Raw genomic sequence first — 23920 nt, forward strand, 5'->3', positions numbered from 1 at the left:
TGGATAGCGTCAAAGACGTTAGCTTTGTCACAGATGTATCCCTTTATGGATTAGCTCTGCAAAGAGAGAAGGGCATAGTTCATCTAAACGTTGGGCTGTCTCGCGATGCAACTTTGCTTGTTCCTGTATTGCTTGGAGAGTCGAGGCGATTTCCTGCTGTTTCTCCAGTGGAGGGACGGGAATTTCAATCTCCTTTAGGGTTGCAGCGTTGAAAGCCGAGACGGTGCCAATGTTCGCCTTTTGTAGAAGCTCGTTCTGGACGGGTGGGTGGCTTAGATACCAGGCAAGAAAAGTGGGAAGCACGAGATTGCCGTGTGCCCGCAGCCGTAGACATGAAGATCCAAAAAGCCAGGATTCCTGAGCATGTCCAACGACTGCTAGCCGCCCTAGCGCGCCTTGCCTCACGATAAGTAAATCGTCAGCCTGTACAATAAACCGAGCAAGCTTGTGGGCTTTATCTTGTGGTAGACGCCGCAAGTTGCGTGTGTCAATAGTGTGATCATTGGCGAGATTCTGTGGTCCGATCACTGGAACGCCCTCAAGTCCATCGTGTAAGGCATCGAGCAAATGCCCGGACGGCCCTGCGATCACGTCGTAAGCATCGTCCAGGCGGATTTTTAGGTGTTCCTGCATGCTTCTCCCTTCGAGGGCCGGTGGGCTGAACTAACTAGATGTCAGCCCAGCCCACCGTCATTCAGACCGCTCGGACCCAACGGCGGAGAATCAGCTGGGTGAGCCGTTCCGTAACGACACCGACTATGGCGGTGGCAGTCGTGACGATGATGACGTCGCCGTGACCGATCAGCTGCCCGACCACATACACGCAGAGGGTGATCACTACGAGGACAGTGATGGTGCGTGTCGCCTGCAGCGGCATCGGCAGGGCATGATGGGTACAGGCTCTCCTGTTCAAAGGAGGTCCTTTCTGCTCCGCATGATGCGGGCGGGTTGTGTCGCAGCCCACCCTGTTCGGGCCTACGAAACGCGTTCGGGGTGGGTATGCGACCTACGAGGTTTGATCACAGCACACGAGACATGTCGTCTGCCCGCTCTGATACCTCTAGTTTGCCACATAAGCTGGCTTAGCAATAGGCGTGCGAGTATTGCTTGGCCGAAGCATGGCGGGCGAAGGCGTCCAGGGTGATCTGTTTGCCCAGGCCACCCTGCCTCTTCATCGTCAATGTGATTTACGTCACAGAGCAGTATGGTTGGGACCTGCTGAAGTCATGGAGTAAGAACTCCTAACGCAATGAGCTCAAACGGCGCCAGCAGATCAAGGCGCAGCCGAGTGTGAGGAAGGCCTCGTGGATGTCGCCGCGGACCTCCCAGCGGATCCGCAGACGACGGAAGTGGTGCAGCAGGGCGAAGGCCTGCTCGACGACCCAACGGTGTTTGCCCAGGCCGGAGCCATTCCCGGTGCCACGGCGGGCGATCAGTGGACGAACGCCGAGGGCGCGGGCTTGCTTGCGGTACTTGTCGTGGTCGTAGCCGCGGTCGGCCAGGACGACGTCGGGGCGGCGGCGTGGTCGGCCGCGCTTGCCGCGCACCGGCGGGATCGCCTCCAGCAGGGGGATGAGCTGGGTGACGTCGTTGCGGTTGCCGCCGGTCACGATCGCGGCGAGTGGGATGCCGGTGGCGTCGACGATCAGGTGGTGCTTGCTGCCGGATCGTCCCCGGTCGACCGGGGGCGGCCCGGTCTGTGCCCCCCTTTTAGAGCTCTGACGTGGGAGGAGTCCACCGAGGCTCGGGAGAAGTCGATGGCATCGGCCGCTCGGAGCCTGGCCAGGAGCACCTCGTGCAGACGCTGCCAGACCTCGGCCTTGTGCCACTCGTCCAGCCGTCGCCAGCACGTCATGCCCGAGCTGTACCCGAGTTCCTGTAGCAGGTGCTCCCAGGCGATGCCGGTGTGCAGCACGAACAAGATGCCCTGCAGGGCCAGGCGGTCATCGAGTCGCTTACGGCCTGGCCAGCGGGCCCTGCGCTGGTGTTTGGGCAACAACGGCTCGATAACCGCCCACAGGTCGTCGCTGACCTCCCACGGTTTCAGCCGCGCCAACCCGTTCACCCCTCCCGCTATCGCTACAGCGAGAGATCAAACCACAACGGAGATCATTCTGTTAGGAGCTATAAGCGGCATTCCAGAAGTTCCGCTTGTAACCGGCCGGGAGCCAAGGGGGCCATAGAGCGGCGGTGGCCAGCAACTGGTCCGGTGAGCGGGCGCGGAAGAAGGCATGGATCTGCCGCAGTTGCCCGGGCCAGCTGACGACGGTGTTGGCGATGAACGCCTTCAGCACCACCCAGATCCGCTCGACCGGGTTGTCGTGCGGGCTGTAGTGCGCCCCGTACAGCACCTCCGCCCGCGGGTGCTTCTGCAGGTAGCAGGCGATGGCCCCGGCATGGTGGATGCTGTCGTTGTCACAGATCACCGCGATCTTTGGGGCGGCCGGGAAGGCGGCTACCACTTCATCCAGCAGGCGCAGGAAGTCGTCCGTGCAGCGGCGGCCCAGCCGATACACTCACCGACCCGTGGTCAGCTCCACTACGCCGAACACGGTGACCTGCCGGTTCTTGCCCGGCGTGGCGACGTCCGGGCGACCGGTGTGCAAGGTCCAGCCCGCTCGGACGTGGGGTAGCAGGTGCACGTGGGTTTCGTCGGCGGCCCAGACCACCGCCCCGCGCGGCAGCGCTCGCAGCTGCTCGGCGATGGCGGCCGGGGCGGGGCGGTCGGTCAGTCCTGCCAGGCCGTGGCGGTTGAACCGGCCGATTCATCCGCGCACGGTGGCGGCGTCGTAGTCCAGCAGCTCGGCGATCTGCGTCGCCGACAGGCCGCGCAACGACACCAAGACCATCACCGCGCAGATCGCTGGCCGCCAGTAACCTCGCAGCTGGGCAGGTAATTGCTCGATCGAAGCGGCAGGGGCTTTGGCGAACACGATGGGCGGGCGCATACTGACCACATTTTGGGCGTGCCCGGCATGTACACGTCAGGCGTGTCCGAAAGGGTGGACACATGCAGGGCGTCGTACTCCCCGCGCGGGCGATCCGCCAACGGTATCCCTCCCCCGAACCACGAAAATCGACAAACGGCCCAAACGAACGACGCCCTGTAGAGCGGCATGTCAAGCTGCTGCGAGGCTTCCGCTCCTCGGGCCTGGCGGCCCCGCGGTATGGGTCCCATTGCCACTGGATCAGCGGGCTGGTCGTCTGTTGCGTTGTTGTACAGCAGCGCCGTACAGCAACGCCGCCTTACGGGGGGCACATCGCTCCAACCCGCATCCACCGCTTGACCAGCGCAGGAAGCCTCTGACGAGGTGTCTGCGCTTCCCTACGGATCAGAAGGTTAGGGGTTCGAGTCCTCTGGGCCGCGCAGTAGGTCAGAGGCCCTCCGGGATCGTCCCGGAGGGCCTCTTTCATGTCCGTACAGCTACGGGTTCAGCCGTTACCGTCCAGTTGCTGTTCAGTCGGTTGAGCGCCTTCGCGTCTTGGGCGATGGGATCCGCGTGGTCTTGCCGCAAGGCGCTGCACTGGTTCATTGAGCGGAAGACGCGCGAGGTCATCCAGCACAACGTCGTGAGGCGGACGACGTTCTCCGAGCATCTCTGGTGCGGTGACAGGGAAGGGTCATCGGGTCGCTGCTCGCGGTCGCTGAGCCTGAGCGGATTGGATGTTAGTCGTCAGCTCCGGCTCGGCGCAGGGAGTGCAGCGGCAGAACCACAAGCTGACCGACCAGGAAGGGTGGAAGCTCCAGCAGGTCGTGCGCCGGGGCAGTACCAGCTCGGTGCGCTACCGGTGGGCGATGATGCTGCCGGCCTCGGCCGGCGGCAACACCGTCTCGGTCATCGCCCGCCTGGTGGCCGCCGATGACGACACTGTCCTCGATGTGATTCACCGCTTCAACAAGATCGGACTGACCTGTCTGGAACCCCATGAAGAGCCTCCAGCTGTTGCCTGTCCACTCCGACCTGCTTCGGCGGAATGCCTGCGTTGAGCCATGTGGAGAGACAGGAAGTGAGGCGTGATCCTCGGCCCCCGAGTCGTCTCGCTGGATCCACAGAGACTGGCTCAGTCATGGGTGAGAAGGCTCAGCGCCCTCTGGAGGGGGCGCTGATCAAGATGGGAGAGATGCACATGGGTTCGCCGGTCGGCGTCGGCTTCTTGGCGTAGGTCAGAAGGGGCCGTCCTCCGGGTAGCCGGCCTTTGTGACGGCCTTGCGGGTCTTCGCGTTGAGTTTCTTTTCGCTGATGACCTTGCCGGCTGCCGGTGCGGAGATCTTCACCTTGGTGCCCCAGCCCGAATACCTGGTGTCGGTGTGGAAGGCCATCTGGTCATAGGCCGAGCTGCCGCTGTCCGGGTAGGCCGTCGTGTCGACGACCGTGCGGGTGAGCAGGTTGTGTTCGTCGAAGTACAGGTGGAACTCGACGTCGCCTTCCCCGGCGGACTTGTCGTGCCGGAAGTCGGTGAGTTTGGCGGTGCCCTGATATTCGCCGGTCGCCACTTCTGATGCGTTGTCCAGCATGAACTTCAATTCCGCTGGGGTGACACCCAAATTAAGGATGGTGTTCTCGCGCTCGCTGGTCTTCGACTGGATCCAGGAACGACCGGAGGGCAGTGCTTTGGCGATGTCGGCGTTGGTCACGTAGGCGTTTCTGCCTTCGGTGATGACGCGGTAGGGAGGTTTGGACCCTTTCAGGCGTGAGGACGTGCGGACACGAAGGTCGGCAGCGGCTATGTTGCCTTTACCGAAAGCCACGGTGCCGGTCGAGCTGGTGTTCACCTGTACCTGCATGGCCTGGTCGTCGACGGTGAAATCGAGGGTGATGCCACCTGATTCGGTGATCTTTACGCCCTTGCCCGGGACCAGTTGGGCCTTCAGGGCTTTCACCGGGTCCACCGGAGCGGCCTGCACGGTTGTGGCGGATGCCGCCTGAGCGGGTACGGCCACCGTGCCCACGGCCGCGGCTGTCGCCACGAGGCCTGCGAAGAAGAGTTTCATCAACGTCCTTGCTTAGGGGGATACAGCAGGGAAAAGAGTAGAGGGTGGTGCAGATGAGACAAGGGATATGATGTAACAATCTTTGCAGGACGGTGACCACCAAGCGGTGACGGCCCTCGATGAAGGCGGTCGGGGTGGTTCTTGCGTCCGCTCTCGTGTTTTCGGTTAACCCAATCTCTCCCACGGGCTGACCTTGCCCTCCTCAGTAGGTGAAGGGGCATTTCGCATCGTTGGCGGTGCTTATCGTGTGTGCGCAGTCCGATGTCTCGCGTTTGCCGGCCGAGTTCCGCCGCTCGCGCCCTCAGTCGGAGCATGCGCGCCACGATGACGGCCGCTCCCGCCGGCGCGGTTGCCAACGACGGGCCTGGACACTGATGGACGTTCGTAGAACGTGATTGCGGCGAAGGCATCAATGAGCAGGCGTTTCTGACACTGGTAGACGCGGGCGGACATTCTCGGACCGGCTACGGATCAGAAGGCGTTTTCTCGGCCGCGCAGCAGGTCGGAGCCCCCTGCGTCCTCCCGAGGGCCTTTTTCCTGCCCGTGCGGCAGCGGGACACGGCAACGCGGTCTCACACAGAGAACCGTCCGTGGGTATCACGTGTTGAGGCTGGGGCTTTTTCAGGGCTGAGGATGCGAGGTCAGACTTCCGAGGTCACCTCGGAGGCGGCGGATCCACTCGATGGGGAGGGCCTGATCGAGCCGCTCCTTGCTGATCCCCGGTGTCCCCTTCTTCGCTGACGGGAGGCGCACACCGTTCCGTACCGTCAGGTGGTTTCCAGGAGCCGGGCAGGTCAGTACGGCGAGGCGTTGGCACGTCCGGTGCGGCTTCTCGGCTCCGCTCGCTGGTGTGGGTCACGCCCTTGATGGGCTTCCGTGCTGTTCGTACGGTGAGAGCCGCGAACGCTTCGAGAAGCGCCTCTCGCCTTTCCGGGATTCGAGGGTGACCGCTGTCGCGTACTCGGGTGTTCGGTCTGCGGTCTTGGAGGACCTCTCGATCAGGCCGGGCACCTCCAAGCTCGTCCGGCCGCGGCGTGGCCGGTGCGAAGGCCGGATCGCCTCGTATGCGATGCCGGGGCGCGGCGGCCGGTTTTCGACGCGGTCGTTGGCCCCTTGGAGAAGATCATGTAGGTGGCTCTGGGCACGCCGTCCACCCGCTCTCGGTGGCCGGCGGCAGCTTGGACGGCGCAACGGCCGTTCTCGTCCCGGGTGACGCGGGCCGGTGCGGGGAACGCGCGGGTGATCTCCTCGCTGGGCAGGCCACGCGATCACGCGTGGGGTCGGCCCGCCCGGCCCCGGGGAAGAGCACGGGGCGGTAGCCGACGAACGTCGGTGCCGACACGCCGTCATCGGTCTTGCCGGGATCGGTTCTTCGTTGACGGCTGAGTTGACCGTCGAGTCGGCCGACGGCGGGGCGCATCGATTCTGGAAGGTGGTCGGGTGGCGGAGCGGGTCGATCCTCCACGGTCCAGCTGGTCGGCCGGATTCGCCGGAGGGGCGAGCGGCCATGACGTCACCGTCTCCCGGTCGAGGCTTCGGTCAGCTCGAAGTCGCCGGTGAACCGGGCCGATTCGACGACAGTCCGTGCCGACCAACCCGTAGGACGGCCTCGGTGCCGGTCATGCCCATCGGATCCGGCCGCCGGTCCAGATCTGGGTGGTCAATCGTTGGTCTGCGGGACCTCGTCGTCCCCGGGTACCCGCCGGACCTCGATCTTGGACCCGCGAGCCACCGGGACCCGCTTGGCCCATTCGATCGCCTCCTGTTTCGAGGCGACGTCGAGCATGAAGAAGCCTCCGAACAGTTCCTTGGTCTCGCCGTACGGTCCGTCCGTGACCACCGGGGTCTCGCCGCTGAAGTCGACCACGACGCCCTGGCCCGGATCGTCCAGTCCTTCCGCCGCCAGGAGAACACCGGCCTTGACCGCGTCCTCGATGAATAGGCGGGTCGTGGTCATCATCTCGTCGATATCGGCCATCATGGCCGCGTTCGACGCGTCGGTGCCCCGCATGATCAGCAGGTACTTCGACATCGCGTTCTCCTCGTCCGTCGGGGCCGCCTCTCGGCTCCCTCATCTACACGTCGAATGAGCGACCTGCGAATCGACACGGCCTCGGGGAAATCTCTCACCGTGACGTGGCTGATCTTTCCGGTCCGCGTTTCACCCGCCGAAGTGACCCCTGCGCGATGGCCGCGGTGATTGAGCCCCGGTTTTCGGGGTGGGAATCCGCGAGCACAGCAGGATGCGCATCGTGACAGCGGGGGTGGCCGGAGGCGACGCGGGGGTGGCCAAGAGCGACGAAGGGACAGCCAGGGGCGATGCGGGAGTGGCTGAGGGCGAGACGCAGGCGCGCAAGGTGGTGTGAGGATGACTAGAAGCGATGAAGGGATGGTCAGAGATGAGGCGCGGGCCGGGTGGTGTGGGGACGGCCAGGAGCGACGTGGAAGTGGCCAGGGGTGGCGCGGGAGTGGCCCGGGGATGAGGCGCGGGCCGGGTGGTGTGAAGGCGGTTGGGAACGGCGCCAGGGTGCGCCGGGTGGTGGGCTTGGGTCGTTGGGCTGCTTGTCCGGGGGTAGTTGATTTTGAAGTTCTGGTTAATGTTCTGTGGTTTCATTGGTTGCCGTTCTGCTCGGTGAAGACGGTGTCGCCGCCCCTGGCGGTCCTGTGCACGGCCTGTACGTGCCTGTGGTCACTTCACGGCAGGCCTGGATTTAAATACGGTTTTCACCGTATTGGGGCATAATTCACTATCTGCGGTATTTAACTGCTAATGAACGTGTCGTGAGGATGAGAACGGCATGACAGAAGCCTGACAACGGTATGAAAACAGCCCAAATATCGCTACGATCAGGCACGGCTCCATGGCCCAGTGCAGGGGGCCGGTGCGCGGAGGAGGGGATCCCGCCCGCGGGTGTGTGTCGTGATCTTCCAGCCACCCGGAGAGGGGGGTATCGTGGGTGTCACACGCGCAGGTCTCCGCGATCTATCAGATTTTCTTAAAGATCCCGTGTAGAACTCCTCGATGGACGGGCGCTCTCGCCCGCCAACAGACTCCCTTCCTGAGATCCAGCAGCGGACCCGAACGATTGGGACCGCCTCACAGGAAGCGCGATCTATGGCGAATCGATCCCGGAGAGTGGCGCCCGTAGGGCTCGCGCTCGTCCTGGCCCTCGTGACGGCGGGCTGCAACGCGAACTCGCAGTCCAGCTCGCAGTCCGCCGAGCCGACGAAGGACAAGAACGCGACGGCGCTTGAGTCCGTGCCGAAGGGCCAGACTCTGCACTACCTCTCGCGGCGCGCGAACGAGTCCTTCGAGACAGCCAACGCGCAGATGGTGCCGACCAGCCGGTTGCGGTGGGTGCACCGCGGGCTGACGTCGTGGCAGACGTTCCCGGACAAGGACACGGTCCTCGTGCCGGACCTCGCCACCGACACCGGTACGACGGACGACGGCGGCAAGACGTGGACCTTCACGCTGAAGGAGGGCCTGAAGTTCTCCGACGGCAGCCCGATCACCGCGCAGGACGTGAAGTACGGCATCGAGCGGTCGTTCGCGCCGATGTTCCAGGGCGGCCTCGGTTACCACAAGACGCTGCTGGTCGGCGGCGCCGACTACGACGGCCCGTACGATGGCAAGAAGCTCGACTCCATCGAGGTCGTCGACGACCGCAAGATCGTCTTCCGTCTGGCGCGCCCGTTCGGCAACTGGCCGTGGATCGTCAGCATGCCGGCCTTCGCGCCGGTGCCCGCCGCGGCCGACACCAAGCCGGAGACGTACGGCGAGCGCCCGGTCGCCAGCGGCCCGTACCAGGTGACGAGCTTCCGCAAGGGCTCGCAGGCCGTACTGGAACGCAACCCGAACTGGAAGGCCGACACCGACCAGGTACGGCTCGCCGGTCCGGACAAGATCGTCCTCGACATGGGCCTGAACAACGACACGATCGTGCAGCGCCTCATCGACGACAAGGGCGCGGACAAGAACGCGATCAGCAACGCGCTCATCTCGCCGTCGCAGTTCCAGCGGATCGAGTCCGACCCGTCGATCTCCAACCGCATGGCCAACAGCCCGTCGGGCTACTTCCGCTACCTCGCCATGAACGTCAAGCGCCCGAGCCTCTCCGACGTCCGCGTCCGGAAGGCGATCAACTACGCGATCAACAAGGCCGAGCTGCAGAGCGTGTACGGCGGCCCGAAGTTCGGCGGCCAGATCACCTCGACCATCATGACGCCCGGCATCCCCGGCCGCACCGAGTACAACCTGTACGACGGCGGCGAAACCGGCAACGTCGACAAGGCGAAGGAGCTGCTCACCGAGGCCGGGGTCTCCGACCTGAAGCTCACGCTCACCTACCCGACCGACGTGAGCGCGATCGAGGAGAAGGAAGCCCAGAGCATCAAGAACTCGCTGGCGCGGATCGGCGTCAAGGTCGAGCTCAAGGGCCTCGACGGAGACACCTGGTTCGAGCTCATCTCTTCCGACGACGGCGACTACGACATGACGACGAACGGCTGGGGAGCGGACTTCCCGAGCGGCATGAGCACCATCCAGCCGCTGTTCGCGTCGAGTGAGATCGGCGACGGCGGCGGCAACGCCTCCAAGTACTCCAACCCCAAGGTGGACGCCGCGATCGACGCCGCCGTCGCGGAGCCGGACCTCGGCAAGGCCGCCACGATGTGGGCCGCGATCGACAAGCAGATCATGGAGGACGCCCCGATCGTGCCGATCCTCGTGCAGCGCACGCAGGCCCTGGCCGGTTCGAAGATCATGAACTACTTCATCCCCGCCTACCCACCGTTCGCGAACGAGTTGGTCGTCGGTGTCGGTGGCTGAGATCCGGCAGGCGGAGGGCCGGGGCACGTCGGCCCTCCGCCGCTTCCTCAGGAAGCGGTCCGGCGTCGCCGGCCTGGTCATGCTGGTCGTGCCGCTCGTCGCGGGACTCTGCGCCCCGCTGCTCGTGTGGATCGAGGGACAGGACCCGAGCACCCTGCACACCGACCTGCTCGACCCGGACGGCGGCCGTCCGCTGGGCGCCTTCGGCGGCGTCAGCGCCGACCACTGGTTCGGCGTCGTCCCGGTGACGGGTGTCGACCTGTTCGCCCAGATCGTCTACGGCATCCGCTCGTCGCTGTTCATCGCGTTCGGGGCGAGCATCCTGTCGATCGCCTTCGCCGCCGTCCTCGGTACGGCGATCGGCTACTTCGGCGGCTGGTTCGGCGCCGTCGCCGGGCGGCTGATCGACTTCATGTTCGGCTTCCCCGGCCTGATGTTCGTCATCGCGATCATGGCGATCGTGCCCGAGGAGATGCCTCGGGGCCTGGTCCTCGTGCTGGTGCTGGCCTTCTTCGGCTGGACCGTCCCGGCCCGGATCATCGGCGCCCAGGCCGGAGCCGTCAACGCCCGCGCCTTCGTCGAGGCGGCGCGCGCGACCGGGGCCCCGCCCTGGCAGATCATCCGCCGCGAGATGCTGCCGCACCTCTTCGGCCTGGTCGTCGTCCTGTTCGCGATGTCGCTGCCCGGCAACGTCAGCGTCGTCGCGGGGCTGTCGTTCCTCGGCGTCGGTCTGCGTGGTGACGTCCCCGACCTGGGCAAACTGCTCTCGGACTCGCTGCCGTGGATCTACAGCGGCGCGGACGTCTGGTACATGCTCTTCCCGGGAGCCGTGGTGTTCCTGATCGTGTTCGGCGCCACGCTCGCCGGTGACGCGCTCCGCGACGTCCTCGATGTGCGCACGGAGGATGCCGCATGATCGTCTACATAGCCCGCCGCATGGTCACCGCGGTGTTCATGCTCCTCTCGATCGCCTTCGTGACGATCTGTCTCTTCTTCGGGGCCTCGAAGGACCCGGCCCGCTCCATGTGCGGCAAGCCGTGCCCGCCCGAGACCCGGGCCAAGGTCAGCGCCTACATGCAGACCGACCAGAGCGTGCTGTGGCAGTACACCGAGTTCGTGAAGGGCCTCTTCGCCGGCCGTACGTACGGCCAGGGCGCCCAGCAGGTGCACTGTCCAGCGCCCTGCTTCGGCTACTCGTTCCCGAACCGCAGCGACGTCACGACGCTCATCGCCGAGCGGCTGCCCGTCACGTTGTCGCTCGCGCTCGGCGCGGCCGTCCTGTGCCTCGTCGTGGGCATCGGCCTCGGCGCGTTGTCGGCGATACGCAAGGGCGGGGTCGTCGACCGGTTCTCGACCGGTTTCGCGATGTTCGGGCTGTCGGTGCCGACCTTCCTCGTCGGTCTGCTCGTCCTCCAGGTCTTCGGTTTCATGCTCAACGCGCTGCCGTACTCCGGCTTCGTGTCGTTCTCGGAGTCGCCGGCGGACTGGGCCTGGCACCTGATCGGCCCGTGGATGGTGCTGTCGTTCATCCTCGCCGCCGGATACATCCGGGTCACCCGTACCCAGCTCCTCAACGAGCTCTCGGCCGACCACCTCGTCGCGATGACCGCGCGCGGCGCGTCGAACCGGCAGGTGAACCGGCACGCCGTCCGCGGTGTGATGGTGCCGGTCGCGGCGATGTTCGCGCTCGACGTCACCGCGCTGCTGGGCGGATCGGTGATCGCGGAGAAGGTGTTCAGCCTGCACGGGCTCGGCGACCTGCTGTTGTCCGGCGTGAACGAGTCCGACCTGAGCATCGTCGTCGGGGTGACGCTCTTCTCCGCCTTCCTCATCATCGTCGGCAACCTGATCGCCGATCTGCTGATGCCGCTTCTCGATCCGAGGATCCGCCGTGTCTGACCCCGTACTCCAGATCGAGGACCTGTGTGTCTCGTTCACCAGCGGCGGCGTCACCGCCGACGTGGTCCGGGATCTCTCCGTGAGCCTGGACGGCGGACGCACCCTCGCCGTGGTCGGCGAGTCGGGTTCGGGCAAGACGATCACCGGCCGGGCGATCATGCGGCTGCTGCCGCGCGGGGCGAGCGCCAGGGGCCGGATCGTCGTCGCGGGCCGGGAGATGCTCTCCGCCGACGAGCGCGAACTGCGCCGGGCCCGGGGCCGCGAGGTCGCCATGGTGTTCCAGGACTCTATGTCCGCGCTCAGCCCGTACCTCGACATCGGCGCGCACATCGCCCAGGCGCTCCGCCTGCACGACGCGTCGGTCACCCGCCGCGCCGCGCGGGCCCGTGCGGTCGAGATGCTCGACCGGGTCGGCATCCCCGAGCCCGCGGACGCCGTACGCCGCTTCCCGCACGAGTTCTCCGGCGGCATGCGGCAGCGCGCGGTGATCGCGATGGCCCTGGTGAACCGGCCCGCGCTCCTCATCGCCGACGAACCGACCACCGCGCTCGACGTGACGGTGCAGGCGCAGATCCTGGCCCTGCTCCGCGAACTCCAGCAGGAGTACGGCATGGCGATGCTCCTGATCAGCCACGACTTCGGGGTGGTGGGGAGCGCGGCGGACGAGGTCCTGGTGCTCTACGCAGGCCGCCAGGCCGAGTACGGCAGCCTCCGCGACATCTTCCACCGGCCCGCCCACCCGTACACCGCCGGTCTCCGCGCGGCCACGCCGCGACTGGACGCCCGGCTCGAAACCGGAGGGCGGCGGACCCGGCTGCGCGCCATCCCCGGCGCGCCCACGTCGCTGCGCGACGCCGGACCGGGTTGCGCCTTCGCGCCGCGCTGCGGCCTCGCCGACCAGGTCGGCGAACGCTGCCTCGTCGAGGCGCCGCTGCCCACCGCCCGCCCGACCAGCGAGGTCGGAGGGCTGCACCTCGCGGCCTGCCACCTCGATCGTCTCCCCGCACCGCAGGAGGTCGCCCGGTGAGCGAGCCGATCCTGGAGATGACCGACGTCAGCAAGCGCTACCGCACATTCGGTGGCTTCGGCCGCGGGCGCGGGGGTTTCCTCGCCGTCGACGGCGTCTCGCTCCACGTCGAGCGAGGCGAGGCGCTCGGCCTGGTCGGCGAGTCCGGCTCGGGCAAGTCCACACTGGCGCGGATGGCCAACGGCCTGGTGGTGCCGACGTCCGGCACCGTCCGTACGGGCGGGCAGGACCTCGCCCGCCTCGGCAGGCGAGGACTACGGCGGCTGCGGCGCAACGTCGCCATGGTCTTCCAGGACCCGTTGGCGTCGCTGAACCCGCGGCAGACCGTACGGCAGACGCTGGAGAACGTCTTCCGCGCGCACGGCGAGACGACGTCGACCGCCGAGCTGGTCACACTGCTGGAGTCGGTCGGCCTCGGCGCCGAGTACCTGGGGCGTTTCCCGCACGAGGCGTCCGGCGGGCAGCTCCAGCGCGTCGCCGTGGCCCGCGCGCTGGCCCTCAAACCGGATCTGATCATCGCGGACGAGCCGACCTCGGCGCTCGACGTGTCGGTGCGCGCCCAGATCCTCAACCTGCTGGCCGACCTGCAGCGCGACCAGGGGATCTCGTTCCTCCACGTCAGCCACGACCTGGCGGTGATCCGGCTCTACAGCGACCGCGTCGCCGTCATGCAGCGTGGCCGTATCGTCGAGACCGGTCCGTCCGACGAGATCTTCCGCTCCCCGCGGCACCCCTGCACGCGCGCGCTGGTCGAGGCGACACCGGAGGCGGAGCCGCCCCCCTGGCCTGCGGGAGCGTTGCGCGACGCCGACGAGGCGTGCCACGATCACGACCATGTCTCACCAAACGATCACCCTGTTGTGAGCCGGCCGGAGGCCGGCGCCACAGAGCACTGAATGAGGACACGTGGGAACCGACCTGTTCGTCCGAGAGTACGGGCGGGACGCAGCAGATGCGCCCGCCATTCTCATCCTGCACGGCGCCGTGGAGTCCGGCGCCTGTTACGGTGACGCCGTCGACCGCTGGGGAGGCGACTACCACATCGTGGCGCCTGACGCCCGGGGCCACGGGAAGTCACCCGGCCGCCTGCCCGAACACGAGGGTGTTCCGTCGACTGACGTGATGGTGCAGGACGCGATCGACATCCTCAAGGACATGCTCGACGAGACCGGGCGCAGGACGCTCGTCGTCGGGCACTCCATGGGTGCGCGGATCGCCGCATTCGTCGCCGCCGACGCCCCGCACCTCGTGGCCGGCGTCGTGCTTGAGGACCCGCCGTGGTGGGTGCCCGAGGCAGGTCCCAACCCGTGGCTCAGCGTCGAGCAGACCATCAAGGACCCCTTCGACTACGCCGACACGGCGTCGGTCGAGGAACTCGTGGAGATACAGCGCGAGCTCTATCCCCACTGGGCGGAGCAGGAGCTGCGTCCGCTCGCCGAGGCGATGAAGGCCGTCGACACCGACTACATGGAGCAGCGGCTCCACGAGAAGCGCCGGATCTGGACGCCGACCGCGCGGCAGATCACGGTCGGTCCGGCGGGCGTGCCCGCGCTGCTCGTCACCGGTACCGGCGACGTCATCGTCGACAAGCACTCCCGTGAGCGTCTCACGGCCGTCGCGCCCGGCTTCGACGTCGTCGTGATCGAGGGAGCCCACCACTGTGTGCGCCGCGACAAGCCGGACGAGTACCACCGGCACGTCGACGCCTTCCTCCGCGAGAACGCGCCACCGGCCGGAGCCGTCACTCGACACTGAAGGTGTCGGACCGCGCGAGCGGGCCGTAGATCTCCGCGTCCGGCGAGGCGACGGCGGCTCGCATCGCCTCAAGCCCCGCGCGTACGACAGGATGACCCTGGTTGTCGCGTCGCGTCGTCATGATCACCTTGCGCAGCGGCGCGACGCCGCGCGTCGGCAGGATCGCCACCCAGTCGGCGTCGCGGGCGGAGAGCGCGGACTCCGGCGCCAGGCAGATTCCCGCCTCGGCGGCGACCAGCGCCAGCGCGGCACGGTAGTCGTCCGAGACATGGGTGATCGACGGGTGGAAGCCGAGTTCGGCGCACGCCTGCAACACCATCGTGCGGCACGGGTTACCGGGTGACGGCATGATCCAGTTCTCCTCGGCGAGCTGGGTGAGCCCGACGCCCTCCTCCCCGGCCAGCGGGTGCGTGTGGGGGAGAACGACCTTGAACCGCTCGATGTAGAGCGGGAACTTCACGATGTCGGGGGAGTCGCGCTCGGGGCTGGACTCGTACTCCATGGTCACGGTCACGTCGATGTCGCCGCGCATCAGCATCCGGTGGCTCATGTGGGCCTCCGCGTCGACGACCGTGACGTCGACGCCCGGTGCCTGACGGCGCAGTTCGACGATGGCGGGCGCAACCAACCAGCTGATCGCCGTGGGGAAGGCGCCGATCCTGAGCTGCCCCAGGACACCGCCCGCGTGCGCGGCCAGGTCGGCCTCGGCGATCTTCAGCCGGGAGCTGATCTCCTCGGCGTGCTCGGCGAGGATGCGCCCGGCCGGGGTGAGCGCCAGCTTGCGCCCCGCGCGTACGACGAGCACGTGACCGACCTCGCGTTCGAGCGCCGCGAGCTGCTGCGACACCGCGGACGGCGTCAGGTGCAGCGCCGCCGCGGTCGCGGTGACCGAGTCGGACAGCACGAAGGCGCGAAGGATGAGGAGACGGCGGGGATCGATCGTGGGCACGCGGGCTCCGTCGCGAGTCGGCCGGGCGTCCGTCGCGGTGGAAGCGTCCGCGAGGCGGGACCGGGGAACCCCGATGCTAGCGGGCGCCTCAGGACGTGAAACGTCCCGGCCTGGGCTTTTCGCCGCCCACAAGGGCCCGGTCCTTGATCGCTAACCCTGCCGGGGCGCTCCTCTCGCGTCGGCGTGGGTGACCACGACGGGCACGGTCGGGAGGCGCCGCCGGAACCGATCGGCGCACCGGGCTCCCTTACCGGCGGTGGCCCTTCTTCTTACGACCGGCCGGTACGGCCCGGCGGCCGGAGCTGTTCTGTGCGGGTTTCTGCGCCTGCCGCTGTGCCGGTTTCTTCGCCGAGGAGGCAGGGGCTTCGGGGGTACGGCCTCGCGAACTGTTCACCGTACGGCCGCGGACGATGCCGATGAAGTCCTCCACCAGATCGGTGGTCGCGTCCGTGGGCCAGCTCAGCGCGACCTGGGACTGCGGCGCGTCCGACACCGGCCGGTAGGTGAGGTCCTTGCGGTGGTGGAGGCGCGCCAGCGACAGCGGTACGGGGAGAATCCCGGTGCCGCTCGCCACCAGCTCGACCGCCTCCGCCGTCGTGGCAGGGCGGGTGAACGCGGGCTGCCCGGGTCGGACCGCCCACTCGATGGTGTCGTCAAGAGGGTGGAACACCTCGTCGTCGGCGAGATCGGCGACGGTCACCTCGTCGGCGGCGGTCACCACGTGCCCCTTGGGCACCATGACCACCGTGTCCTCCACATAGAGAGGAATCACGCTGAGCCCGTCCCGGTCGATCGGCAGCCGGACGAACCCGGCGTCGGCGCCGCCGTTCCGCAGGAGTTCCACCACCTCGGCGGCGGGAACCGCGACCAGGGTGAGCGGCACCCCGGGCATTCTCTCGTTCCAGATGTTGACCCATTTGGCGGGCGTCACCCCGGGCACGTACGCCAGTCGGAACACCCTGCCGGTCTCTCCATCGGTCACTTCCCCAGGGTATCGATGTCAGGAGAACCCGTTCCGGCTGGCTACTCTTGACGCCATGACCTCGCCCAAACCGAAGACCACCCAGACGATGAAGCCTTCGACGGCGGCCAAGAAGCTGGGTGTCCCCCTCTCGGCCACTCCCGCCGAGTTCCAGGCGAGTGTCGTCTCCAGGGACGAGCTGAACGAGCTGCAGTCGACGCCTCCGGCCTGGCTCGTCGACCTGCGCCGCAACGGCCCGCACACCAAGCAGGTCATCGCCGCGAAGCTCAAGGTCTCCGTCGCCGGTCTGCTCAGGAACGGGATCACCGAACCGCTCACCACCGCCGAGATCGACGCGCTGAAGGCGGAGAACCCGGAGTGGCTGGAGCGCGAGCAGGCCCTCCAGGTCAAGGTTCGCAAAGAGGCGCTCCGCCTCAAGCAACAGGGCTAGACAGCTGAGATCCGGGGACGGTCAGGTGTCGTATGAACCGTCCCAGGGTTCGTAGAAGCCGAGGGTGTCCGGATAGAGCTCGGCGTGTTCCGTGCCTTCGAAGGTCTCGATGACAAGGCCGAACAGCACGTCGTCGACCTCGTGCCGGAAGGGCCGGACGGCGATGTCGCCGTAACGGTGGCCGGGGAGGGTGTCGAGCCACCGCGTCAGCAGGTTCTTGGCGGTTTCGACGGCTGTCCGGTGGTTCTCGTCGGTGCCGGTGCGTTCGACGCGGGAGCCGAGGTGGTGACCGGCGGCGTCGAAGGTGTGCAGGACGGCGTGCCAGCACTTGTGGGCGGGCCAGTCGTCGGTGACGGTGTAGCCGTTCGGGAAGGCGGCGACGACGGAGCCGAGGAACTGCCCGCCGTCCCAGTGGCCGATCGTGTCGGTGTGATAGCCGGGCTCGTGGGCGATGGGAATGACCTCGGGGACCGTCATGCGCCGAAGAGTAGCCACCGGGTACGACAACACGGCGCCCGCCCGACCCGGCCACGGCGCGGGGATCTCCGGGACGCCGCGGTGACGAGCGAACGGATCGCCGCGCCCCACCTGGCCGTTCGTGTCCTGCGAGCGGGTGAGAACCGACCCCTGGCCGAGACACCGGCCGGGCCGTCGAGCACGGTCGCCCGGCGGCCCGGCCGTACGGTCCCGGAGGTCTCAGCCCAGGCCGTGCGCGCGCTTGTACTCCAGGGTGTAGGCCAGCTTTCCTGGCTTGGCGTCGGAGTACGGCTTGCTCAGCTTGTCGAACTCGCCCTTGTTGGCGGCCTTGCCGTTGTTCCACTGGGCCAGCGCGCCCAGCTGGGCGGCGGTGAGGCCGTTGTCGACGACGGTGCCCTTGGGCAGCGCGGTGATCGCCTCGGTCAGCGCCTTGACGGTGGCCAGGTAGCTGCCGTGGTCGTTCTGGTTCCAGCCGGCCAGGTCGATCGGCTTGGCGTCGCGGACCCAACTGCCCCAGTAGAACTCCTGGAACGGCAGCCCGTTCTGCTCGTAGCCGATGTCACGGCCGAAGTAGAGCAGGCTGCGGTACTTGTCGTCGGTGAAGTTGGCCAGGCCCACGCCGGTCGGCAGCTTGTTCACGGTGACCGGCTTGCCGTTGGGGCCGCGCAGCCACACCCACTTCCGCGCCTGCATCTCGTTCCAGAACCTCTGCCGGGTGAAGGTGCTCAGGTTGGCCTGCACCCGCAGCCGTACGTGCAGGTCGGCGCCGCCGTCAGGGGTCTCGAAGAAGGAGGTGAGCGTGTGGTGCCCGTCGGTGAGGAACGGCTCGCCATGGGGGCCGATGACGACGGTCTTCATGGCGGCGACGCTGTCCGGCGTCTCCGCGCCGACCGGGATCTGACACGTGAACGAGGACGGGTCGTCCAGGCGCGCGCCGGGCGAAACGGACGCCGCCTCCTCCCGGCCGTCGGCCTCGCACCAGTCGTCGAACTTCTTGTTGATCGCGTCCTTGCCGAGGGTGTAGCGGCCGAGCTTGTAGTACACCTCGTCGTAACCGAGCGACGGCTGGGTCGGGTGCACGTCGCCGATGCGGACGTCGAGCAGGTCACCGGGCTTGGCGCACAGGTATTTCGCGAACGGCGTGTCGCGGTTGTCGTGCTCGCAGAAGGACGGCCGGGTGCCCGGCGCACCGGGTGCGGCCAGAGCGGATGGCGCCAGGGCGGCGCCGGAGCCGACGGTGACGGCGACGGCTGCCCCAAGTGCCGAGGCCAGGCGGTACGGAGAACTGAAGCGCATAACACGTGCTCCTCGTCGGCATTGCGTCTATCGACGGTGAGAGTGCCGGTAACCAACCAACGTACGAGTGCATGTTCATGACATCCAGGGAAACCGGCGGCGAACTTCGTGTTCTTCTTCGGGGAACGAAGGAGGTGCGGACTTTCACCGGCCGACGTCGACGGCTCCCGGACGGCCGGATCTCAGAAGGCGCTCACCGGGTGGTCCGGCTTGAGAGGTCGCCCGGTCCCGGGGTCCAGGACGATCACCTGCCCGCCCCAGGGCGCCCGGTCGTCACCCGGCCTGTCGTCCAGGCGCACGTGTGAGGGATCGACCCAGGTCACCGTGGGCAGGCCGTCGGAGTGTTCGGAGCTGAAGCGCTCGACCAGGGGCCACTCACGCGTCAGCAGGCCGTCGTTCCTGCGAACCACGAGCGCCCAGTCGGGGATGATCCAGTCGTCGTACAGGACACGCACCTCCAGCCCGCTGCCGGTCGGGCCGGGGATCCGGGCGTACACCTGCCAGCTGTTCACGTAGGTGACCAGCCCCACCGTCGCCCAGATCATCCCGAGCGCGACGGCGGGGCCGCGAGGCCCTCCGCCGAAAACGAGCGCTCCGGCGAGGACGACCAGGCTCACGGCCAGGGTCCCCAGCAGGACCGGCCGGTCGAGAACCGTGTAGTGCCCGAGGGCGCCGACCAGGGCGCCCACCACCGCGAGGACCGCCAGAACGAAGAAAGCACCGGCGACCCGTGTGCGTAGACTCATGGCGGCACGCTATGGACCGGGACTTGTGATCCACTGGAAAGCGAGCCCGAGCGCGACCCGGACGGCGGTGTGGACGACCGGGTGACGAATCCCGTTGTGGCGTCCGCTCCCACGGTGATTGTCGGGGATGTCTGATTGGGTCGCCTCAGGAACGAGTGCCGAACGGGCGGGGACGGGAATGCGGCGATCAGAGCGTCTTTGGCATCTTGTCCGGTCCTACCGCATGGGCGAATGGTTCATGGCGGCCTGGGTCGAGGGGCTGGAGGTGTGGGAGGCGGCACGACGCCTGGGGGTTTCGGTCGCCGACGTGGATGACGCGGTTGAGTGCGTCTGGGCGGACGCCGTACGCGGGAGGCCCGCCGACGGTGACGCGGGGGTTGTCTGGGCCGGTCGGCTGACGGCGGACTGGACGCAGATCATCCAGGTGCGGGGGTTCGACTGCGATCGGGCGCTACGGGAGCTTTCGTACGGCGGGCGGGCGCTGCGGATGAGCTGGGACATCAACGGGCCACGTGATCTTGAGTATGCGGTCAACGGTGACTACGTGACGGGCTTCGGCGTCACCGTTCCCGGAGAGCGGTGGGGACGCGATCCGCAGGCGCTCGACTCCTACGCGCGGGGACTGCAGTTCGACCTGAACGACACCGGCTGGACGAGCGATCCGGAGCTGCCGGCGGGGTGGCTGGAGTACTGCGCGTGGGAGGAGGCCCGCCTGGAGAGCGGGCAGGAGGACTACGAGGACGACATTCCCGACGGGTGGCAGGACTTCATCTCGCTCGCTCTCAACGGGTACAGCCCGCCCATGGCCACCTGCCTCACATCAGCTCTGGCGCTCGTCGGCAGGGTGACGGGCCGGGAGATCGACCGGGAGTGGATGGACGGGGCCCACACCCGCTACGTGATCCGCGAGCGGTGAGACCGCCGAGAGGAACGATCCGGCTCGGTGGAGGCAGCCGCGGCCGGTCGGCGGTACCGGGTCACCGGGTGCGGCTGTTGGGGGCGGTGGGCGTCACCGCACGACGATCGGGCGTACGGCGGGGACGCCAAACTCCGGATATCCGAAGCCAAGATCCGAGCTCCGCCGGCCTTCACCACCGCGGCACGCGCCGACAGCCGACACCCAGCCCCTGAATGATCATTTCAAGTCGTGTTCCTGAGCCGTTCAGTCCGGCGCCTCCCTGGACTTCTAGCCTGCGCGAGCACGTTGAATACTCTGATCAGGAGCGTCATGCACGTCCTCCCCCGGCTTCGCGCCGGTGCCGTCATGCTCGCGGCGGTTACCGCCGTCTTCGGCACGATGGTCATCTCACCTTCACCCGCCGCCGCGGCCAGATCCCCCGAGCAGATCGCTCGCGACTGCCTCAACGTCACCTACCGGCAGGCGGGTGACCTCGTGTACGAGGTGCCCGAGTGCAGGCTCACCTACAAGAGTTCCCAGCAGGTGCTCGGTGAGGCGGAGATCCCCGACGCGATCGGCGACTCCAACAAGCCTCGCCCGGTCGCCCGCTCCTGCGGGGCCGCGGGCGGCAGCGTCGGGGTCGCGGGAATGAAGAGCTCGTCGACCTCCTTCTCCTTCGGGCTCGACATCGGCGGGAAGAAGAAGTTCGGCGACTGGGAGGCGTCCGTCGGGCCGAAGCTCGGCTGGTCATGGAGCTGGAGCACCAGCGACACCTACACCAACACCGCGAACGTGCCCGGCTGGGGCGTCGCGTGGATCACCGTACGCCGGCCGCTCATCAAGGCCGTCGTGGACATCGCCGCCGACTACGACGACGGCAACGGCATGCAGTACGGCAAGAACCTCACCGTGTACGTGCCCGACAAGAGCCGCTCCTACGACTGGGCGCTGAACTCGCGGCCGATGAGCGACTGGGAGATCTCCAAGTACTGCGGCAGCGGCGGGGGCGGGGACAGCGGCTACACCGAGTCGACCTCGTTTGAGTCGTCCTATGGGGACTTCCGTCTGTGGCTGCCGAGCCAGTACCGGCTGTTCAACGCGCACAGCGGCAAGTGCATGGTGGTCAAGGACGACAGCAGGACGGCGGGGGCGAGGATCGTGCAGCGCGACTGCCCGACCGGGACGTCCTCGGCGTTGCGCTGGACCCGGGTCAAGCAGGCCGACGGGTCGTTCCTGCAGAAGAACGACGCCTCCGGCAAGTGCGCGGACGTCACCGGCGATGAGATGGCCGACTGGCTCAGCCTCGACCAGCAGAACTGCACGCCGTCGGCGCCGCAGCAGAACTGGGCGGTGATGCGGGTGACGGTGAAGATCCCGCCGCACTACGACGCGCAGCCTGCGTTCTATCTCTACAACCGCAAGAGCGGTAAGTGCATGGCGCTCGACCACAACAACCTGCTGAGCAACGACGCGCCGCTGCAGCAGTACGACTGCGGCAGCCTGCCCAAGCCGAAGCCCACCGGGGCGTACGACCTGTGGTCGGTGAACACGACCGCCTACAAGAACGTGCTGAGCGGCAAGTGCCTCGACCGCGGTTCGACGATTTCCGGCGGCGGCATGGTCGTGCAGCGCTCGTGCAACGGCAAGTCGTCGCAGAAGTGGACTGCCGCCCCGCGCAACGGCGGATGGTTCAACATCAAGAACGCCAACGGCTACTGCCTGACCGCGCCGTACAACAACGGCACCCCGCCCGGGGAGAACACGCAGCTCATGTGGTGGGGCTGCGAGACCCGCTGGGACTCGGCCAACCAGTACTGGTCGGTCAACCCGATGCCGGGCGGGCGCTACACCTTCTCCAACCAGTGGACGAAGCTCTGCCTGGCCCCGCATTCCAGCGATGTGACCAAGGACGGTGGCCGGGTGGCCCTGCGCCGCTGCGTCTCCTGACCCGATGACCGGCTGGTGCGCCTGTCCGCGCTCGATCGTCGACCCCTGAAAGGGGGGGACGGAGAAGGCGAGGGCGCACCAGCAGGGTCCGGCGGAGCCACCCGGCGCGCCCACCGGCATGCCGCCGGATGCCGAAAGGGGAGGCGGATCACGCCCTCGGCAGATCCCGGGCAGGCAAGACCACCGAGCTGTTGGCGTGGTCGTGACGCTCTGGAGGCGGGTTCCAAGGCGCGTAAAGAGGGGTGAGGTCGACGAATATTCGGTAGTCGGAGATGAGGCCGTTGTCGTGGGTGCGCCAGATCGACACGGCGACGACGTCGGTCTCCCTGCCGTCGAGGCGTTGGTAGGTCACCTCGGTCTCGGCGATGACGTCGGCGTCGACCTGCCAGCTTCTGACGATCCGGTGTCGCAGGCCGCCGATGGTGGAGAAGAACGCCCGCAGCCCGGCGACGATGGCCGTACGGCCCACCAGCGGTTCGGCGTTGCCGAACACGAACCTGGCGTCCTCGGTCAGCAGCCGCACGAACTCCTCGGGGTCGAAGGAGTCCACCGCCTGGAAAACGCGTCGCACCACATCGTCGGTCATACCCTCCCTTTCCCACACGGCTGTGATCACTGGTGAGGACGATACGGGGCCAGGAAGGACGCACAACTATCCACAGGGTGGGGATCATGTCGCCGATGGACGCGCCGAAACGGGCGCCCCGGTCCACCGGAACGGGCGCCCCGGCCTGGCCGTACCGGGCGCGCACGTGGTTCGGCCGTACCGGTACGCGCCGGCCGGAAGCGAGGGTCCGGCCGGCGCGTCCTGGCAGGTCAGGTCAGGTGCCGGGTGAGGAACCTCAGGGCGCTGTCCACCTCGAACGACGGCACGTCCCCGTGTGCGCCGGGGTTGACGTGCAGTGTCTTCTGGGGGGAGGCCAGGGCGTCGAACAGGGCCAGGCCCTGGTCACGCGGCACCAGCCGGTCGTCCCACTGCATCAGGAACCGCACCGGTACGGTGACCCGCGCGGCCTCTTCGGCCAGGCCGTACACGCCGAGCAGGCCCAGCACCGCGGCGCGGATCCTGGGTTCCGCGGCGACGAGGGGGATGCCGAGCCCGCAGCCCATCGACATGCCGCAGTAGCCCACCGGGCCGACGCCGACCCGGTCGAGACGCTGGACCTCGGTGAGGACCGCCCGCCAGTCCGCGACGGACCGACCGGTCAGGTGGCCGTGCATGCCGGCGACCGCGACGCCCGGGTTCTCGCCGGAGGCCATACCGGCCCGCATCTCGGCCACGACGCGGCCGAACTCCTCGTCCTTGGGGCGGTCGCCGTGGTTGGGCGCGTCGATCGCGACGACCGCGAAGCCCTCGGCGGCGTAGCGGCGAGCCTGGGACACGATGGCGGGAGCCGTTTTGTGCTGCCCGCCGCCGTGGCCCAGCAGGATCAGCGGCCGCGTGCCGGGGGTGTCATCCGGCGTCCACAGCACGCCGGGGATCTCGTCGAGGGTGAAGAACTGCTCGGTGACGCCGTCCGACGACGTCTGGGAGGTGAAGCGCATCAGCGTTTCTGACCTTTCGGGATGCCTTGTGCGGGCGCTCCCTAGGCCATGCGAAGGAGGGAGCCCCGGCTTGTCACAGCGTTGATCGGACTCACCTCCTCGAATTCGCAATAATGCACGGCGTTGCCGAAGGTATCACAGTGGT

General features: G+C 67.5%; 21 protein-coding genes and 2 pseudogenes. 10 read left to right on the plus strand and 13 right to left on the minus strand.

Annotated features, from left to right (window positions below; genetic code table 11):
- Positions 1-27 precede the first annotated feature (27 nt).
- The 4 genes and pseudogenes from ABZ470_RS37070 to ABZ470_RS37085 all read right to left on the minus strand — a co-directional run bounded on the left by ABZ470_RS37070 (position 28) and on the right by ABZ470_RS37085 (position 2948).
- Entirely contained in the window at positions 28-633 is a 606-nt protein-coding gene (locus ABZ470_RS37070) for a restriction endonuclease subunit S (protein WP_362917396.1), read from the minus strand.
- Positions 634-694: 61 nt separating this feature from the next.
- Positions 695-877, minus strand: coding sequence for a hypothetical protein (locus tag ABZ470_RS37075; protein ID WP_362917398.1), 183 nt, complete (start codon positions 875-877; stop codon positions 695-697).
- A gap of 364 nt (positions 878-1241) precedes the next feature.
- A protein-coding gene (locus ABZ470_RS37080) for an IS5 family transposase (RefSeq protein WP_362917528.1) occupies positions 1242-2047 on the minus strand; the annotation gives its coding sequence in 2 pieces (ribosomal slippage) (positions 1242-1702 and positions 1702-2047; 807 coding nt in all).
- Between the two features lie 70 nt (positions 2048-2117).
- Positions 2118-2948: pseudogene (locus ABZ470_RS37085) on the minus strand (transposase).
- A 716-nt stretch (positions 2949-3664) separates the two neighbouring features.
- On the opposite strand from ABZ470_RS37085, the pseudogene ABZ470_RS37090 reads away from it, so the two are divergent.
- Positions 3665-3925 (plus strand): annotated as a pseudogene (locus ABZ470_RS37090) (helix-turn-helix domain-containing protein); the annotation flags it as partial.
- A 240-nt stretch (positions 3926-4165) separates the two neighbouring features.
- Here the strand turns inward: ABZ470_RS37090 and ABZ470_RS37095 are convergent.
- Positions 4166-4993: a hypothetical protein gene (locus ABZ470_RS37095; protein ID WP_362917400.1), complete on the minus strand. Its 828-nt coding sequence runs from the start codon at positions 4991-4993 to the stop codon at positions 4166-4168.
- Positions 4994-6653: 1660 nt separating this feature from the next.
- Positions 6654-7025: a YciI family protein gene (locus ABZ470_RS37100; protein WP_362917402.1), complete on the minus strand. Its 372-nt coding sequence runs from the start codon at positions 7023-7025 to the stop codon at positions 6654-6656.
- Between the two features lie 1104 nt (positions 7026-8129).
- Between ABZ470_RS37100 and ABZ470_RS37105 the strand changes: the two genes are divergently transcribed.
- The 6 genes from ABZ470_RS37105 to ABZ470_RS37130 are packed head-to-tail and all read left to right on the plus strand — an operon-like array spanning position 8130 to position 14505.
- Positions 8130-9824 (plus strand): ABC transporter substrate-binding protein, encoded by a 1695-nt coding sequence (locus ABZ470_RS37105; RefSeq protein ID WP_362917404.1) that lies wholly within the window; start codon positions 8130-8132, stop codon positions 9822-9824.
- On the plus strand, positions 9817-10740 hold the full coding sequence (locus ABZ470_RS37110) for an ABC transporter permease (protein ID WP_362917406.1): 924 nt from the start codon (positions 9817-9819) through the stop codon (positions 10738-10740). Before ABZ470_RS37105 ends, ABZ470_RS37110 begins: the two co-directional genes overlap by 8 nt.
- Positions 10737-11723 (plus strand): ABC transporter permease, encoded by a 987-nt coding sequence (locus ABZ470_RS37115; RefSeq protein WP_362917408.1) that lies wholly within the window; start codon positions 10737-10739, stop codon positions 11721-11723. Before ABZ470_RS37110 ends, ABZ470_RS37115 begins: the two co-directional genes overlap by 4 nt.
- Positions 11716-12750, plus strand: coding sequence for an ABC transporter ATP-binding protein (locus ABZ470_RS37120; RefSeq protein ID WP_362917410.1), 1035 nt, complete (start codon positions 11716-11718; stop codon positions 12748-12750). The genes ABZ470_RS37115 and ABZ470_RS37120 overlap by 8 nt, the downstream gene beginning before the upstream one ends.
- Positions 12747-13646: an ATP-binding cassette domain-containing protein gene (locus ABZ470_RS37125; RefSeq protein WP_352012887.1), complete on the plus strand. Its 900-nt coding sequence runs from the start codon at positions 12747-12749 to the stop codon at positions 13644-13646. Before ABZ470_RS37120 ends, ABZ470_RS37125 begins: the two co-directional genes overlap by 4 nt.
- Before the next feature lie 10 nt (positions 13647-13656).
- The gene (locus ABZ470_RS37130) at positions 13657-14505 is read left to right on the plus strand and encodes an alpha/beta fold hydrolase (protein WP_352012888.1); all 849 of its coding nucleotides are present in this window, start codon (positions 13657-13659) and stop codon (positions 14503-14505) included.
- Here the strand turns inward: ABZ470_RS37130 and ABZ470_RS37135 are convergent.
- Both ABZ470_RS37135 and ABZ470_RS37140 read right to left on the minus strand, forming a co-directional pair.
- A complete protein-coding gene (locus ABZ470_RS37135) occupies positions 14492-15454 on the minus strand; it encodes a LysR substrate-binding domain-containing protein (protein WP_362782421.1) in 963 nt (320 codons plus the stop codon). The two genes, ABZ470_RS37130 and ABZ470_RS37135, sit on opposite strands and share 14 nt — an antisense overlap.
- Positions 15455-15701: 247 nt before the next feature.
- The gene (locus tag ABZ470_RS37140; RefSeq protein ID WP_362917413.1) at positions 15702-16436 is read right to left on the minus strand and encodes a LysR family substrate-binding domain-containing protein; all 735 of its coding nucleotides are present in this window, start codon (positions 16434-16436) and stop codon (positions 15702-15704) included.
- A gap of 55 nt (positions 16437-16491) precedes the next feature.
- On the opposite strand from ABZ470_RS37140, the gene ABZ470_RS37145 reads away from it, so the two are divergent.
- Positions 16492-16866 (plus strand): DUF5997 family protein, encoded by a 375-nt coding sequence (locus ABZ470_RS37145; protein ID WP_352012891.1) that lies wholly within the window; start codon positions 16492-16494, stop codon positions 16864-16866.
- A 21-nt stretch (positions 16867-16887) separates the two neighbouring features.
- Here ABZ470_RS37145 and ABZ470_RS37150 read toward each other — a convergent pair whose 3' ends face one another.
- The 3 genes from ABZ470_RS37150 to ABZ470_RS37160 form a co-directional block, all read right to left on the minus strand.
- On the minus strand, positions 16888-17343 hold the full coding sequence (locus tag ABZ470_RS37150; protein WP_362917415.1) for a hypothetical protein: 456 nt from the start codon (positions 17341-17343) through the stop codon (positions 16888-16890).
- A 219-nt stretch (positions 17344-17562) separates the two neighbouring features.
- Positions 17563-18639, minus strand: coding sequence for a ParB/Srx family N-terminal domain-containing protein (locus ABZ470_RS37155; RefSeq protein ID WP_352012893.1), 1077 nt, complete (start codon positions 18637-18639; stop codon positions 17563-17565).
- Positions 18640-18821: 182 nt separating this feature from the next.
- A complete protein-coding gene (locus ABZ470_RS37160; protein WP_362917417.1) occupies positions 18822-19385 on the minus strand; it encodes a hypothetical protein in 564 nt (187 codons plus the stop codon).
- Between the two features lie 223 nt (positions 19386-19608).
- On the opposite strand from ABZ470_RS37160, the gene ABZ470_RS37165 reads away from it, so the two are divergent.
- Together ABZ470_RS37165 and ABZ470_RS37170 are read left to right on the plus strand one after the other, a co-directional pair.
- A complete protein-coding gene (locus tag ABZ470_RS37165; protein ID WP_362917419.1) occupies positions 19609-20301 on the plus strand; it encodes a DUF6461 domain-containing protein in 693 nt (230 codons plus the stop codon).
- A gap of 312 nt (positions 20302-20613) precedes the next feature.
- Positions 20614-22230, plus strand: a complete 1617-nt coding sequence (locus tag ABZ470_RS37170) for an RICIN domain-containing protein (RefSeq protein ID WP_362917421.1) — start codon at positions 20614-20616, stop codon at positions 22228-22230.
- A 148-nt stretch (positions 22231-22378) separates the two neighbouring features.
- On the opposite strand, the gene ABZ470_RS37175 is transcribed toward ABZ470_RS37170, so the two are convergent.
- Together ABZ470_RS37175 and ABZ470_RS37180 are read right to left on the minus strand one after the other, a co-directional pair.
- The gene (locus ABZ470_RS37175; RefSeq protein ID WP_362917422.1) at positions 22379-22816 is read right to left on the minus strand and encodes a nuclear transport factor 2 family protein; all 438 of its coding nucleotides are present in this window, start codon (positions 22814-22816) and stop codon (positions 22379-22381) included.
- A 230-nt stretch (positions 22817-23046) separates the two neighbouring features.
- Positions 23047-23775: an alpha/beta hydrolase gene (locus ABZ470_RS37180; RefSeq protein ID WP_362917424.1), complete on the minus strand. Its 729-nt coding sequence runs from the start codon at positions 23773-23775 to the stop codon at positions 23047-23049.
- Positions 23776-23920 lie beyond the last annotated feature (145 nt).

Source organism: Streptosporangium sp. NPDC020072 (assembly GCF_040631445.1).
Lineage (GTDB): Bacteria > Actinomycetota > Actinomycetes > Streptosporangiales > Streptosporangiaceae > Streptosporangium.